We start from the raw sequence: 14,156 nt of genomic DNA on the forward strand, positions 1-14,156 counted from the left end.
CCTTGGTCCCACGAACCGGTGACCACGGGCCCTGACCCCTGCGCGCCCGGGCGGCGAACCTTGAGGTGACAGCAGACCACGATCACCAGAAAAGGAGACGGCACCATGACCACCACCGCCCGTCACACCACCACCCCTCGCACGACCTCCCCGGTCGCGGACGAGACGCACGGTCGGCCGATCTGGCTCGACCGGTCGCTCGCTGCGCTCCGCATCGCCTTCGGGATCACCTTCCTGTGGGCCTTCCTCGACAAGACCTTCGCGCTCGGCTTCCACACCGGCTACGACCAGGAGGGCAACCTCGACCGGTTCGGCGACGCCGCCTGGATCAACGGCGGCAGCCCCACCAACGGCTTCCTCAGCTTCGGTGTCCCCGAGGGCAACCCGTTCAAGGGTGCGTTCAACGCGATGGCCGGCAACGCGTTCGTCGACTGGCTCTTCATGCTCGGCCTCCTCGGCATCGGCGTGGCGCTCCTCCTCGGAGTGGCGATGCGTCTCGGCACCGCGGCCGGCGCCCTGATGTACGCCTTCATGTACGCCGCCGTCCTCCCGCTGGAGAACAACCCGGTCGTCGACGACCACCTCGTCGGCATCATCGTCATGGCCGTCCTGGCCTTCGGCGCCGCCGGCACCACCTGGGGCCTCGGCCGCTGGTGGGCCCGGACCCGCATCGCCCAGGCCAGCCCGGTCCTGCGCTGACCGCACGACCCGAACGGCCACCCGCGGCTCCACGCGGGTGGCCGTTCGTCGTGTCAGGCGCCGGCGAGCGGGACGCGCCAGGCGAAGACGGTCCCCCGGGGGTCGTTCGCCCGCAGCTCGAGGGTGCCCCCCAGCTCGTCGGCGCGGCGCCGCGCGTTGCGCAGTCCGCTCTCGGCCCGGTCCGGCGGGACCCCGGTCCCGTCGTCGGAGACGGTGAGGACGAGGTCGTGGTCACGCACCTCCAGCTCGACCTCGGCCCGGTCGGCCAGGGCGTGCCGCGCGACGTTCGAGACCGCCTCCCGCAGCACCGGGAGCAGGTGCGCCCGGATCCCCGGCGGCACGGCCGTGTCGACCGGCCCGAGGGTGCGGATGGCCGGGGCGAAGCCCAGCACGGGCACGTACTCGCGCACCAGGCTCCGCACCTCCTGCCGCAGCGAGGACGAGCCGCGGTCCTGGAGGGCGAAGATGGTGCCGCGGATGTCCTTGATCGTCAGGTCGAGGTCGTCGACGGCCCGCTCCAGCCGCTCGCCCACGTCGGTGCCGGAGGCCAGCATCGAGATGCCCTGCAGCTGGAGCCCGGTGGCGAACAGGCGCTGGATGACGACGTCGTGCAGGTCGCGCGCGATGCGCTCGCGGTCGGAGATGACGGCCAGCTGCTGCCGGTCGACCAGCGCCTGCGCCCGGTCGAGGGCCAGGCCGGCGTGGTCGGCGAACGAGGTGAGCAGCTCGAGCTCCTCGAGCCCGCGCGTCCGGCCGTGCGGGTCGTGCAGGGCGACGAGCACCCGCTGGTCGCCGAGGTGCGCCCGCAGCGGGATCGCGACCGCCGCGAAGGGTCCCGCGGTCAGCTCGGCCACCTCGCCGTGGACCGACCCGCGGAGCCGGGCGGCGACCTCCTCCAGGGCCGCGGCGACGTCGTCGGCCTCGCCGGGCTCGCGGTCCAGAGCGAGCACCTCGACGTCGCCCGCGAGGCCGACGAGCGCGGTGGCGCGGGCCCCGGACACCCCGCGGGCCATCGTGACGATCCGCCGCAGCGAGCGGTCGAGGTCGACGGGCGGCTGGAGCTCCTCCGTCAGCTCGGCCGTGGCCTCGAGCAGCTGGCGCCGACGTTCGCTCACCCCGTAGGCCCGGGCGTTCTCGATGACGAAGCCCGCCGCCCGCGCGAGGGCCTCGACGAGCTGCTCGTCCTCCTCGGTGAAGTCGAGCCCGTCGGCCTTCTCCGTCAGGTAGAGGTTGCCGAAGACGGTGCCCCGGATCCGCACGGGCACGCCGAGGAAGGTCGACATGGGCGGGTGGTGCGCGGGGAAGCCCACCGACTGGGGGTGCGCCGCCAGGTCGTGCATCCGCAGCGGCTGCGGCTCCTTGACGAGCAGGCCGAGGATGCCGCGGCCGTGCGGGAGGTCGCCGATCCGGCGGTGCGTCTCCTCGTCGATGCCCGTGGTGAGGAACTCGGTGAGGAGCCCGTCGGGCCCGACGACCCCGAGGGCGCCGTACCGCGCCGACGTCAGGGCGGTCGCCGCCTCGACGATGCGGACGAGGACGCTGCGCATGTCGAGGTCCGAGGACATCGCCGTCACCGCGTCGAGGAGGGCGTGGGCGGGGCCGGCCAGCCGGGGAGGCTCTGCGGAGGTCACCCGCCCATCCTCGCCCATCCACGGCGCTCGGCGACGGCATCGGAGGACAGTGGAGGACCAAGGAGGTGGTCGGGATGACCGGCGTCGACCTGTACTGGATCCCCCTCGGGGCAGGACGCGGAGGTCAGTGCGTCCGTGGCAGTGGACGTGTCTACGAGGCGATCTCGGCGACCCGTCGGCGGCGGCGCCCCCTCGACCTCTACCATTCGGCACTCGTCGTCCACCTCGACGGCCATGCGGTCGCGATCGAGATGGCCCCCGTCTGGTCGGTGCGCGTCCCCGAGCGCGGCGTCGTCGCCGAGGGCCCGGTCGGCTCGCCGTCGCTGGGCCGCTCACGGTGGTTCCGCTACGAGGTCCGACGCTGGCGCGACGGCACCATCCCGGACCTCGCCTCCGCGGTCGACGGCCCGCGTCGCCTCACCACCGACGTGGCCACCGCGCGTGAGGTCCTCGCCCTCGTGCCGTCGTTCCCCGCCGCCACCTGGGGGCGTGACGAGCTGCGGACCGGCGAGATGTGGAACTCCAACTCGCTGACCTCCTGGCTCCTGGCTCGCAGCGGTCTGGACACCACGGACCTCCACCCGCCGGAGGGCGGACGTGCCCCGGGCTGGCAGGCGGGACTCGTCGTGGCCGGTCGGGGCCCGTCCCTCGGAGCCCCTCCGACCCGGGGCCGCGTCGGGTCGAGGACGCCGGGGTTTCCGTTCCGGGGCGGGACGACGGAGGATGGGGTCCGCCGTGCCCAGGACGACGGGGACCAGCCCCGTCCGCCGGGCACCTGAGCCCGGAAGGGCGCCCCGTGACCACCACCCCCCTCCTCACCCTCGGCATCATGGCCCGGTCGCGCAAGGAGAACGAGCGCCGGCTCGCGCTCCACCCGGCCCACCTCGACCGCGTCCCCGAGGACCTGCGCGCCCGCCTCCACCTCGAGCGGGGGTACGGCGTGCCGTTCGGGGTCTCGGACGCCGAGCTGGCCACCCGCGTGGGCGGGCTCCTCGACCACGACGAGATCGTCGAGCGCTGCGACGTGGTCCTCCAGCCGAAACCGTCGCTCGAGGACGTCCGCGAGCTCCGCCACGGCCAGGTCCTTTGGGGCTGGCCGCACTGCGTGCAGGACACCGCCCTCACCCAGCGGGCGATCGACGAGCGGCTGACCCTCATCGCGTTCGAGGCCATGAACCACTGGAACTCCGACGGTTCGTTCGGCCTGCACGTGTTCCACAAGAACAACGAGCTCGCGGGCTACTGCTCGGTCCTGCACGCGCTCCAGCTCCAGGGGTCGACGGGTGACTACGGGCCGCGGCTGAGCGCCGTCGTCATCGGCTTCGGCGCGACCGCCCGGGGGGCGGTGACGGCGTTGGCGGCCCTGGGGATCCGCGACGTCGACATCCTCACGAGCCGGGAGGTGGCCGCCGTCGCCTCACCGATCCACTCCGCCCGGATCGTCCACTTCGACAGCGACGACTCCGCGACCCGGGTGAGCCACGCGGTCACCCCCGAGGGGCGGGTCCCGATCGCCGGGTTCCTCGGCGAGCACGACGTCATCGTCAACTGCGTGCTCCAGGACACCGACGCCCCGCTCGTCTTCATGACCGAGGACGACGTCGACGCCCTCGGCTCGCCCGCGCTCGTCGTCGACGTGTCGTGCGACGAGGGGATGGGCTTCTCGTGGGCCCGCCCCACGAGCTTCGCCGAGCCGACGTTCGAGGTCGGGCCCGGGGTCACCTACTACGCGGTCGACCACAGCCCGAGCCACCTCTGGCGCTCGGCGACGTGGGAGAACAGCGAGGCGATCCTGCCGTTCCTGCGCACCGTCATGAGCGGCCCCGCGGCGTGGGACGCCGACCCGACGATCCGGCGCGCCATCGAGATCCGCGACGGCGTCATCCAGAACCCCGCCGTCCTGACGTTCCAGGGCAGGTCGCCGGAGCACCCGCACCTGCTCGTCGGCTCCTGAGGCCCGGGCCTACCCGGCGCCGAGGGGTCGGCGCACCGACGCGTCGAGGTCGACCCTCCCGCGGCTCCTCCGGGTGACGCGCGCGAGCACCAGGGCGTCGGGGGGCGCCTCTCCCGGTGCGACGAGGGAGACCACGGGCTGCTCGACCCAGCGGGTGGGTTCCACGGTGTCGTCCGGACCGGGAACCGGCACGGCGCAGTCCGCCGCCTCGTGCCACTCGATGACGAGGTCGTGCACGGCGCGCCGCCGGCCCACGTGCGGCTCGAGGGGCACGGCCACCGGCTCCGCGACGACGATCTCGCGCCCGAGGGCGTCGACCGCCCATCCGGGGCCCACCCGGAGCACGCCGCTGCCCTCGTCGGCGACCTCGAGCCCGGAGACGGTGCCGTACCCGTGGAGCTGGTTGTGGCGGTACCGCATCTCGCGGTGGTACGCCTGCTCGGCTGCGAGGTCGTCGGCACCCAGCACGAGTCCGTGGAAGAAGTTCACCCGTCGCGGTTGGTCGGCCATGCTCGAGTATTCACCCGGCGGGGGCCGAGCGCACCGCGCACCGTCCGGCAGCACCGATGGCGTCGCACGGCTTGTCCCGGACGTGCAGCGGGTGCACGATCGGGTCGACAGGGACCCGGAGGTCCCACGTCCCCCACGCCGCCAGGAGATGGCCATGACAACGACCGACCGTGCACTCCCCGTCGTCGCGTGGACCGAGCGCCTCGAGGCGTCGAGCGGCCTCGAGGACGTCGTGGCGCGCATCGAGCCGACCATCAGGTCCACGTTCGGCACGGGGGCCCGGGGGGAGCTGCTCCGGGGTGAGTGGCTCGGCCACGCGCTCCACCCGGTGCTGACCGACGTCGTCATCGGGACCTGGACCTCGGCCGTGCTGCTCGACTGGCTCGGCGGGTCCGAGGACTCGCGCGCCGCCCGACGGCTCATCGGGGTCGGCCTCCTCGCCGTGGGGCCGACCGCCTGGACGGGCTGGGCCGAGTGGTCGACGGCCGCGCCCGCGATGAAGCGCGTCGGGGTCGTCCACGCCGTCACCAACGGCATCGCCATCGGCTCGTTCGCCGGCTCGTTCGTCGCCCGCCGCCGGGGCGCCCACCGCGTCGGGAAGGGGCTGGCCCTGGTCGGGGCGGGCGCGCTGACGGCGGCCGGCTACCTCGGCGGACACCTGGCCCACTCCCGGACCCGCCCGTAGCCCGCGCCCCGGATCGCGAGGCCGAGCCCGCCTCAGCCAGAACGGCAGTCGAGCTCGTGGAGACCGGGGTCCACGGGGTCACCCGGCCGGCCCCACAGGCGCAGGACGCCCTGCTCGCCGCTCCACGTCAGCTCGACGTTGCCCTCGTCGACGGGACGGATGCCGTCGTCGGCCATGAAGCCGCCGACCTCGCGCGCGAGCACCGACCCGTCGGGGAGCTCGTGCACCGTGCCGCTGCCCGCCATGAGGAACGAGACCTGGCCGACGACGACCCGGCACCCACCCGGGCTCGCCGGTGCGAGGACCGTGTAGGAGACGCCGAGGTCGCGGAACCACACGACGCAGGCGGTGAGGACGGCGGCGACGACGAGGACCACGGCGACGGATCGTCGAGCCGCGGTCGTCGGGAGCCGCGGCCGGCGCGACCGGAGGACGCGCGAGGCGACGCCCATGACGAGACCGGCCGCGGTCAGGACCGGGACGAGGGTCCCGGCGCGCACGACGGTGCTGCCGACGACCATCGGTCCGGAGAGCGCCGTCGTGGCGATCGCCACCGCGACGGACGCGACGAGCGCCGTGCCCGCCAGCCACCCCAGAGCCGTCCCGACCGGCGCTCCCGCTCCCCCTCGGCCACGCCACGTCCTCCCCTGGTCCCGGACCCGCGCCCCACGGGTCGTCGACCACCCTAGGAGAGCCATCCCTGGCGAGACCCACGCCCTTCCCGCTCCGGTGGCAGGATGCCGACGGTGAGCGAAGGGACGCGTGCGAGCCGTCGGCACCCGGCGCGGATCCTCGGCGTCCTCACGGCCCTCGTGGTGACCGCCGTCGTCACGACGGCGGTCCTCGAGCGCTCCCAGGACGACGCGGCGGCTCGCCCAGGGGTCCCCGCCTCCGCCCTCTCCCCCTCGGGCACCTCGCTCCCGGACGGCTTCGAGGTGCCGGACGGAACCCGGCTGGTGGGGACACCGGCCCAGGAACGGTCGGGAGACCCGGCGAGGACGTCGTGGCGCGCGGTGCTGCTGGTCGACGACGACCCACTGACAGCGTGGGGTGCCCTGCTCGGCATGCTCGGCGACGTCCTGTCCCTCGACCTCGACGCCACCTCGGGCTGCTCCGACCACGACGGGCTGACCTGCGCGGTCGAGGCCGTCGGAGCGCCCGAGGGCGCCCTCCCCCTCGTCGTCGCGGCGACCATCGAGGAGGTCGAGGGTGACGTGACGGGCCTCTGGTCGATCGTGCTCACCGCCGAGAGCGGCGGGACGGCGTCCGAGGGCAGGCTCGCCGCCTGGCCCGGGGGTGACGCCCCCGAGGCGCCCGTGGCCCGCCCCCGCCCCGACCCCGGCGGTCCGCTCGCGGACGGCACGCTCGCAGAGGGCGACGACCGCGACCGGTACGTCCTGCTGCCCGGGAGTGAGCTGCTCGTCCAGTACTCGCGCGGATCGCCCACCGGTGGGTTCGGCGTGCTCCTCCGGGTGTCGCCGGACGCCGAGGTCGCGGACGTCGCGGCCGGGTACGCGGAGCAGGCGAGGCAGTTCGACGGGCCCGTCGAGACCAGCACCACCGCGACCGCCACCTCGACCGTCACGCGCCTCGTCCCTCCCGGAGGCGCCGGGGGCTACCAGGCGACCATCTACGCGGTCGACAACGTCACGGGCGACGACGTCGTCTACTACGACCTGCTCAACGACTGAGCGCCGGCCGAGGCATCAGGAGCCCCGACCCCGGCCTCCGGACAGAGCGAAGGCCCCGACCGCGTTGCCGCTGGTCGGGGCCTTCATCCTCTGTCTCAACACAGAGCGCGCCCGAAGGGATTCGAACCCCTAACCTTCTGATCCGTAGGCCCATTCCGATCCTGAAACGGCCCGACGGGCCTTGACCAGGCACGACCCGATGTTCGGTGTTTCCGCAGGTCAGAGCGGGTGAGACGGCCTCCGTCGCGTCGAGCCGCATCGTTACGGAATCGAGACTGCGACTGAATTTTGGGGCCCATTCTGGGGCCCACGCGAGGGCTCCTCACCGTGGTTGCGGCTGGAGGTCCCACTCCTCGTCGGGCGTGCGGAGGACGGCGCCAGCGACGAGCGCGTAGCCGACGGTGGTGGCGCCCCAGCCGAGGACGACGTCGAGCAGGCGGTTCGGGACGACGACGGCAGAGACGACGTGTACGGGCTGGGCCACGGCGATGACGAGCCCGACCCACCAGGGGACGACCTTGGCCCGGACGACGGCGATCGCGACGAGGACCATGCCGACGAGGTGGCCGATGACGAAGGACAGGGCGCCGGCGAGCATCGGGGGGTGGTCCATGAGCAGCGCAGCGGTCCCGGCCACCGAGGCCTGGTCGTCGCCGCGGCCGAGGAGCGCCGAGGTCAAGATGTCGGGGGCGCTGACGGCACTGCCGAGGGCGTAGGCGCCGAACAGGACCGCCGCTCCCCAGGTGGCGATGACGGGGGCTCGGCGTCGTGCGACGAACCCCATCGCCAGGGCGCTGAGGAGGAGGAAGGGGGTGGTGATGAGGGAGAGCCAGTTCATCAGCGCTCCGGCTCCCGGGTCGGCGGCGAATCCGGCGACCATCTCGGCGGGGGTGTCGTCGGTCCAGTAGGGCATGACGGCACGGATGGCCGTGACGCCGAGGGGGCCCAGGACGAGGGCAGCGGCGGCGAGCCACCGCCAGGTGCGGCGCATTTCGCGCGGCGCGCTGTCGGGCGCGGGCTCGGTGTGGGTCGGGGTGTGGCGGGTCGTGGTCACGGGATGCTCCTGTGGAGTGGTCTGGCTCGGACCTCCACGGTGGGGCGGGTGCCAGGCGGGCGTCGTCGGCGGTGGTACCGGACCTGACGTCCGTGCCAGTACGGATGACGTCGGCTCGAGGGCCGCTCTAGCCTGAGCCATGCCGTGGCCGCGACGCGTCACCCACCTGGTGTGGGCGGTCTCCGTCGTGCTACTGGCGCTGACCGTCGTTGCGGTGCGCGACCTCGGCGATCCGGCCGGCGCCTGGATCGTCGGGGGTGCCGTGCTCGCCTCGGGTGTCCCGTTCGCGGCAGGCTTCCTGGCGGTCCGGCACGACCCCGGCAACTGGGTGGGCCCGTGGCTCACCGCTGCCGGAGCGAACATCCTGCTGCAGATGGCCCACGGCAACTGGGCCGACGCCCTGGCCGCACCGCCGAGCGACCTCGCGGCCAGTGCGGAGCTCCTCAACCTCACCCAGGGCATCTGGATGGGCTGGTTCCTGCCGTTCGCGATGGTGCTCCTGCTCTTCCCCGACGGACGCCCGAACGACGCGTGGGCTCGGCGGACGGCGATCGCCCTTCCCCTTTCGGTGGTTGCGTTCAACCTCTTCCTCGCGGTGGCGCCTGGGCCGCTGATGCCCCCGCTGGACGACTGGCCGCGCCCGTTCGGGGAGCACTGGGTCGGCTACGGCGCCATCCCCGCGCTGGTGGTGTTCTACGCCTGCCTGGTCCTTGCGGCGTTGGCGACCCGTCGTCGCTACCGGGCCGCGGCCGACGAGCTGGAACGAGCGCGGCTGCGGTGGATGTTCGTCGCCTGCCTGACCGTGCCGGCGACGATCCTGTTGTGCTGGGCGGGCTATCTGCTGACCGGGACACCCATCGTCGCCCTCGGAGGCCTGATCGCGATGAACATCGCGATCCCGGCGGCCACCTTGGTGGCGATGCTGCGCCACGACCTCTACGACGTGGACCGCGCGGTGGTGGCGGCAGCCGTCTACCCCGTGCTGGCGTTCCTCGTCGTGGCCGGCCACGCCACCGTGTCGTCCGCGGTCGCGCTGGCCGTTGGCACGGGCTCCACCGCACCGGCGGTGCTGGCGACTGTCGTCGTCGTCGTCCTGCTCCTGCCCGCGCGCGCCCTGCTGCTCCGCTTCCTGGGGCGGCGGCTGCACCCGCGGCGGGCCCGAGGCGTCGCGGCCGTCCAGGCGCTGGTCACCGACGTCCATGACGGCTCCAGGGAACCGGAGGAGCTCGAGTCCGTGTTGCGCGAGGCCATGCGCGACCCGGCGCTGCGCGTGGGCTACCGGTGGCCGGGTTCGGCCGACTTCGTGGACGTGGCGGGAGACGCCGTTTCTGGAACGGGTGTCCCGATCCGCCTCAAGGGCAACGAGATCGGCCTGATCGTGGCAGGTCCGGGCCGGGCACCTGTTCCCGAGGAGGTGGCGCGCGAAGCTGCTCTTGTCGCCGAGTCGACCCGACTGCGCGGCGAGCTGGGACACGCCCTGGGCGAGGTCGAGGCGAGCCGACAACGGCTGCTGCGTGCCGGGTACGAGGAGCGGCGACGCCTCGAGATGGACCTGCACGACGGCGCCCAGCAGCGCCTGGTGTCCCTCGGCATGAGGCTGCGCGTCGCCCAGCGTCGCGTCGCCGCAGGCGGGTCGGTCGAGTTCGACGGCCTCGTCGACTCCGCCGTCGACGAGATCGCCACCGCCGTGGCCGAGCTACGCCAGATCGCCCACGGCCTGCGACCCAGCAGCCTCGACGACGGGCTGGCCCCGGCACTGGAGAACCTCACCCGCAGCAGCGCGCTCCCCCTGCGCGTGACCTTCGAGGCCGACGAGCTCCCGGAGCACGTCAGCGTCACTGCGTACTACGTCGCCAGCGAAGGCGTGGCCAACGCCGTGAAGCACTCGGGTGCACACGAGGTGGAGGTCGCCGTGCGGCGCGAGCGGGACAGTGTCCTGGTCGCCGTCCGCGACGACGGCACGGGCGGCGCACGCATCACTCCCGGTTCGGGACTGGCGATGCTGTGCGACCGGGTCCACGCCCTCGGCGGCCGTCTCTCGCTGCACAGCCCGCCGCTGGGTGGCACCGTCATGACCGCGGAGATCCCGTGCGGGTCGTGATCGGCGAGGACTCCGCCCTCTTCAGGGCCGGGCTGCGATCGCTCCTGACCGAGGTCGGGCACGACGTCGTCGCAGACGCGGGTGACGCGCCCTCGGCCCTGACAGCGGTCCTGGAGCACCGCCCGGACGTCGCCGTGCTCGACATCCGGATGCCTCCGGACCACGCCGACGACGGCGCCCGGGTGGCCGCCCAGATCCGCGAAGCCCTACCGCTCACCGCCCTGCTGCTGCTCTCCCAGCACGTCGAGACCCGGCTGCCGGTCCACCTCGTCGCCGGGGGACACTTCGGATACCTCCTCAAGGACCGTGTGCTCGACGTCGACGAGTTCCTCTCGGCGCTCGACCGTGTCGCTGCAGGAGGGTCAGCACTCGATCCCGAGGTCGTGGCCCGACTCATGGTCGGCAACGACTCCGCCCTGCAGGACCTCACCCCACGCGAACGAGAGGTGCTCGGGCTCATGGCCGAAGGACTGAGCAACGCCGGCGTCGCGCATCGCCTCGTCCTGACCGAACGCACGGTCGAGACCCACGTCAGCCGCATCCTCGCCAAGCTCGGACTGGCCGAATCGGGCAGCACCGACCATCGCCGCGTCCTCGCCGTGCTGCGCTACCTCGAGAGCCACCGAGGGGGCTGAGGTGCTCACCCATCCGTTGGACGGCCCCGCGGCCGGTCCAGGCGTGAACCTGGCTCCAGTGGACGCAGCCAACCGGGACGCCGTGGCTGCCCTGACGGTCACCGTCGAGCAGTCCCGGTTCGTCGCCAGCCCCACCCACTACCTCACCCTGTGCGCCGCTGAGGGCGTCTGGCACCCCCTCGCGGTGTACGAGCACGACGCCGTGGTGGGGTTTCTCATGTGGGCCGTCGACGAGGACGACGCGAGCTGCTGGCTCGGTGGCGTCATCATCGACGCCCGGCACCAAGGGCGAGGGCTCGGTAGAGCCGCCGTCATCGCTGTCCTCGACGTGTTGACCGATCACGCGACCTCCGCCGGATTCGCCCTGTCGTACGAGCCCGACAACCACAGTGCCGCGGGCCTCTACCGCGCCCTCGGGTTCGTCGAAACCGGCGAGCAGGTCGACGGCGAGGTCGTCGCGCGCCTGCGTCGGTGAGCCTGGCCGGTCGCCAACGACCAAGCCGCACCATGCCGATGTGGACAACCACAGGCAGTGCGCGAGCGGGGCACCCCTCAGTGCTCACTCTCCGGCCATTCCGGACTCGCGTGCCTTGACGATCGCCGAAGCCCGATCGGACACCTGGAGCTTCGTGAAGACATTGGACACGTGGTTGCGCACCGTCTTCAGGTTGATCCCCAGCTCGTGGGCGATCGCCGCGTTCCCCTTCCCGTTGGCGATGAGCGAGAGCACCTCACGCTCGCGCTGGGTCAAGGACGGGAACGTCGACCGCGGGTGGTCGCCGCCCTGGGCGAAGTGGAGGATGACGCGGTCGGCGATCGCGGGGCCGAAGATCGCCTCACCGGCAGCCGCTGCACGAACCGCCCGCTCGATCTCGTCCTGATCCGCCCCTTTGAGGACGTAGCCGCGGGCACCGGCCCTCATCGCAGCGAAGACGGACGCATCGTCCTCGAACATCGTCAGCACCACCACCGAGAGCGAGCTGTGCAGACGCTTCAGCCGGCGGGTGCTCTCGATCCCGTCCAGGCCCGGCATCCGCAGGTCCATCAGCACGACGTCCGGCGTGACCTGTGCAGCCAGCTCGACCGCTTCCTCACCTGATGCCGCCTGGGCGACGACCTCGATGTCGTCGACGTCCGAGAGCATGAGCTCCAGCCCGCGACGGAAGGCAGGGTGGTCGTCGACGATCAGCAGCCGGATCATGCCCTCTCGCCCGCCTCGGCCAGATGACCCGGTGACGGCCGGTGAGGAAGGACCGCGTGGACCGACAGCCCGGTCCCCGGGGCCCCGTTCGTCAGCGTGCACGACCCCCCGAGCTCGGCGGCTCGCTCGCGCATCGACTCCCACCCCATCCCCGAGCGCGCCGTCGACGCGGCGCCTCGACCGTTGTCGGTGACCGTGATCGCGAACTCGTCGCCCGTGATGGTGATGTCGACCTCACACCGGGTGGCGCTCGCGTGGCGGGTCACGTTGGTCATCGCCTCCGCTGCGATGCGGAAGGCGGCGGTCTCGACCGCCGCAGGGAGGTCGGGCATCGCGGTCGGCCCCCTCACCTCGAACACCACCGCCTCGGACAGGCCCAGTGCGCGCTGGCGGATGGCGGCGAGGAGGCCCACCTCGTCGATCGCCGGCGGCCGCAGGTCATCGACCAGTCGCCGGACCTCGTCGATGGCTTCCTTCACCTCCGAGCGGGCCTCCTTGAGAATGGCGTGCCGCTCCTGAGCATCGGTGCGGGTCTCGGCTGCGTTGAGCTTCAGCACCACGGCGGCCAGCGACGGTCCGATCCCGTCGTGGAGGTCTCTGCGCAGACGTCGACGCTCCTCCTCCCTCGCGGCGACGATCCGCGCTCGAGAGTCGCGCAGGGCGCCGTGGTGCCGATCGGCGAAGACGACCACTGCTGCGTACCTCGCGAGGTCTCGCAGCAGAGCGAGGTCCTCGGCGCCGAACCGGCCTCCTGGCGGTGACGCGACCACCAACGAGCCGATCACCTCGCCGCGGTGCTCGAGTGGGAAGCGGTGGTTGCCGTCATCCACCCCTGATCCAGTGTCGATCCGGGCCCAGTCGACGCGCACCGCCTCGGCGATGGTGGCGGAGATCGACGCGGTCAAGGTCTCCTGAGGAGCCGCCTCGGTCGTGTCGGCCAGCATCCGCAAGGCGCGGTGCGGGTCGCCGCGGTACCCATGGACACGCCTCTCCACCCGCTGTCGCAACCACGAGTGCGCGGGGTGGATCACGACGGCGACGACAGCGACGGCCAGCAGGCCCCCGACCGTGCTGTCGCCTCCGAGCCGGCGCACTGCTTCCAGAACGGAGGCGTACATCACGAGGACCGCGCCGGTCATCACCGTGGCCGTCACGGTTCTGCTCAGCACCACCCGGATGTCGAAGAGCCGGTGGCGCAGGGTCGCCACCGCGACAGTGAGCGGGACGGAGAGCGTCCCCACCCCCAGGGCGGCGATCACCAGCCAGGTCTGGTCACCGAGCAGAAAGTGATTCGCCCAGGCGACGACAAGCGACACGGGCACGGCCCAAGCGCCCCACACCAGCCACAGCAACCGAGTCCTCGCGTCCTCATGAGCCATGCGCAGACGGACGACCACTGCCACCCCTGCACCGACCACGAGGCAGACGAGCGCGACCAACCCGACAGTGCCGAGGATCGCCGAGACCGTCGAGGGCAACGCACCCAACGGTGGCGCCTGTCCAGGATGCTGCTGGGAGAAGGTCTCGCCATTGCCCACAGCCCCGACGACGAACGCCGCGACCCCCAAGACCTCGGCGCCGAGCCACCACCGCCATCGTGGAGACGGCAGGGCACCGTCGGGAAACAGGTGGGCCATCACGGCCGACCAGACGAACAGCAGAGCCCACGCACCCTGAGCGAGCTGGTCGAGAAGGAGGCCGGCACCCCCGCCCAGGACGTCGAGCGCCTGCAGACCGATCAATGCCACGGACGCGCCATGGCAGACGAGCAGCATTCCGATGGACACCTGGGCGCTGCGAAGGACCACCAAGAGTCCGAGAGCCACCGGCAGAGCCGCCGCGAATGTCACCGCACCACCCATGGACACCAGTGTGGGGTCGGCCCCACAGCCTCGTCAGCCCTCCCGGGACGAGTTCCCGGCCCGTTCGGGACATCTGCCTCATGCACCTGGACTTCTCGTGGCCACACCATCTGGCAGTCGGCGATGGTCGCGG

Annotated in this window: 14 protein-coding genes; 8 read left to right on the forward strand and 6 right to left on the reverse strand. The window is 72.6% G+C overall.

The features are described 5' to 3' along the window. Positions 1–105: 105 nt before the first annotated feature. Positions 106–699, forward strand: a complete 594-nt coding sequence (locus ACFWN3_RS08715; protein ID WP_377645350.1) for a hypothetical protein — start codon at positions 106–108, stop codon at positions 697–699. A 53-nt stretch (positions 700–752) separates the two neighbouring features. Here ACFWN3_RS08715 and ACFWN3_RS08720 read toward each other — a convergent pair whose 3' ends face one another. Next, on the reverse strand, positions 753–2,330 hold the full coding sequence (locus ACFWN3_RS08720) for a GAF domain-containing protein (protein ID WP_377645351.1): 1,578 nt from the start codon (positions 2,328–2,330) through the stop codon (positions 753–755). A 74-nt stretch (positions 2,331–2,404) separates the two neighbouring features. Here ACFWN3_RS08720 and ACFWN3_RS08725 point away from each other — a divergent pair, with 74 nt between their 5' ends. Next, the gene (locus ACFWN3_RS08725; RefSeq protein WP_377645352.1) at positions 2,405–3,109 is read left to right on the forward strand and encodes a hypothetical protein; all 705 of its coding nucleotides are present in this window, start codon (positions 2,405–2,407) and stop codon (positions 3,107–3,109) included. 50 nt (positions 3,110–3,159) lie between these two features. After that, positions 3,160–4,284, forward strand: coding sequence for a N(5)-(carboxyethyl)ornithine synthase (locus ACFWN3_RS08730; protein WP_377645561.1), 1,125 nt, complete (start codon positions 3,160–3,162; stop codon positions 4,282–4,284). 9 nt (positions 4,285–4,293) lie between these two features. Here the strand turns inward: ACFWN3_RS08730 and ACFWN3_RS08735 are convergent, their stop codons facing one another. Next, a complete protein-coding gene (locus ACFWN3_RS08735; protein ID WP_377645353.1) occupies positions 4,294–4,794 on the reverse strand; it encodes a hypothetical protein in 501 nt (166 codons plus the stop codon). Between the two features lie 154 nt (positions 4,795–4,948). On the opposite strand from ACFWN3_RS08735, the gene ACFWN3_RS08740 reads away from it, so the two are divergent. Next, positions 4,949–5,479: a DUF2231 domain-containing protein gene (locus ACFWN3_RS08740; protein ID WP_377645354.1), complete on the forward strand. Its 531-nt coding sequence runs from the start codon at positions 4,949–4,951 to the stop codon at positions 5,477–5,479. A gap of 32 nt (positions 5,480–5,511) precedes the next feature. Here the strand turns inward: ACFWN3_RS08740 and ACFWN3_RS08745 are convergent, their stop codons facing one another. Next, positions 5,512–6,033 carry a hypothetical protein gene (locus ACFWN3_RS08745; protein ID WP_377645355.1) on the reverse strand — a complete coding sequence of 174 codons (522 nt, stop codon included), beginning with the start codon at positions 6,031–6,033 and terminating at the stop codon, positions 5,512–5,514. Positions 6,034–6,225: 192 nt separating this feature from the next. Here ACFWN3_RS08745 and ACFWN3_RS08750 point away from each other — a divergent pair, with 192 nt between their 5' ends. Next, positions 6,226–7,170 carry a hypothetical protein gene (locus tag ACFWN3_RS08750; protein WP_377645356.1) on the forward strand — a complete coding sequence of 315 codons (945 nt, stop codon included), beginning with the start codon at positions 6,226–6,228 and terminating at the stop codon, positions 7,168–7,170. Between the two features lie 322 nt (positions 7,171–7,492). Here ACFWN3_RS08750 and ACFWN3_RS08755 read toward each other — a convergent pair whose 3' ends face one another. Then, positions 7,493–8,224 (reverse strand): hypothetical protein, encoded by a 732-nt coding sequence (locus tag ACFWN3_RS08755; RefSeq protein WP_377645357.1) that lies wholly within the window; start codon positions 8,222–8,224, stop codon positions 7,493–7,495. Positions 8,225–8,363: 139 nt separating this feature from the next. Here ACFWN3_RS08755 and ACFWN3_RS08760 point away from each other — a divergent pair, with 139 nt between their 5' ends. From ACFWN3_RS08760 to ACFWN3_RS08770, 3 genes are read left to right on the forward strand one after another with little or no spacing between them, the layout of a single operon-like run. Next, on the forward strand, positions 8,364–10,325 hold the full coding sequence (locus tag ACFWN3_RS08760; protein ID WP_377645358.1) for a histidine kinase: 1,962 nt from the start codon (positions 8,364–8,366) through the stop codon (positions 10,323–10,325). Then, complete coding sequence (locus tag ACFWN3_RS08765; protein ID WP_377645359.1) at positions 10,313–10,960, forward strand: response regulator transcription factor; 648 nt, start codon at positions 10,313–10,315, stop codon at positions 10,958–10,960. Before ACFWN3_RS08760 ends, ACFWN3_RS08765 begins: the two co-directional genes overlap by 13 nt. Before the next feature lie 58 nt (positions 10,961–11,018). Continuing rightward, the gene (locus ACFWN3_RS08770) at positions 11,019–11,435 is read left to right on the forward strand and encodes a GNAT family N-acetyltransferase (protein ID WP_377645360.1); all 417 of its coding nucleotides are present in this window, start codon (positions 11,019–11,021) and stop codon (positions 11,433–11,435) included. A gap of 84 nt (positions 11,436–11,519) precedes the next feature. On the opposite strand, the gene ACFWN3_RS08775 is transcribed toward ACFWN3_RS08770, so the two are convergent. Both ACFWN3_RS08775 and ACFWN3_RS08780 read right to left on the reverse strand, forming a co-directional pair. Continuing rightward, positions 11,520–12,161 (reverse strand): response regulator, encoded by a 642-nt coding sequence (locus ACFWN3_RS08775; protein ID WP_377645361.1) that lies wholly within the window; start codon positions 12,159–12,161, stop codon positions 11,520–11,522. Continuing rightward, positions 12,158–14,023, reverse strand: coding sequence for a histidine kinase (locus ACFWN3_RS08780; RefSeq protein WP_377645362.1), 1,866 nt, complete (start codon positions 14,021–14,023; stop codon positions 12,158–12,160). Before ACFWN3_RS08780 ends, ACFWN3_RS08775 begins: the two co-directional genes overlap by 4 nt. Positions 14,024–14,156: the final 133 nt, after the last annotated feature.

Origin of the sequence: Oryzobacter terrae, from assembly GCF_042756445.1 — a bacterium.
Lineage (GTDB): Bacteria > Actinomycetota > Actinomycetes > Actinomycetales > Dermatophilaceae > Oryzobacter > Oryzobacter terrae.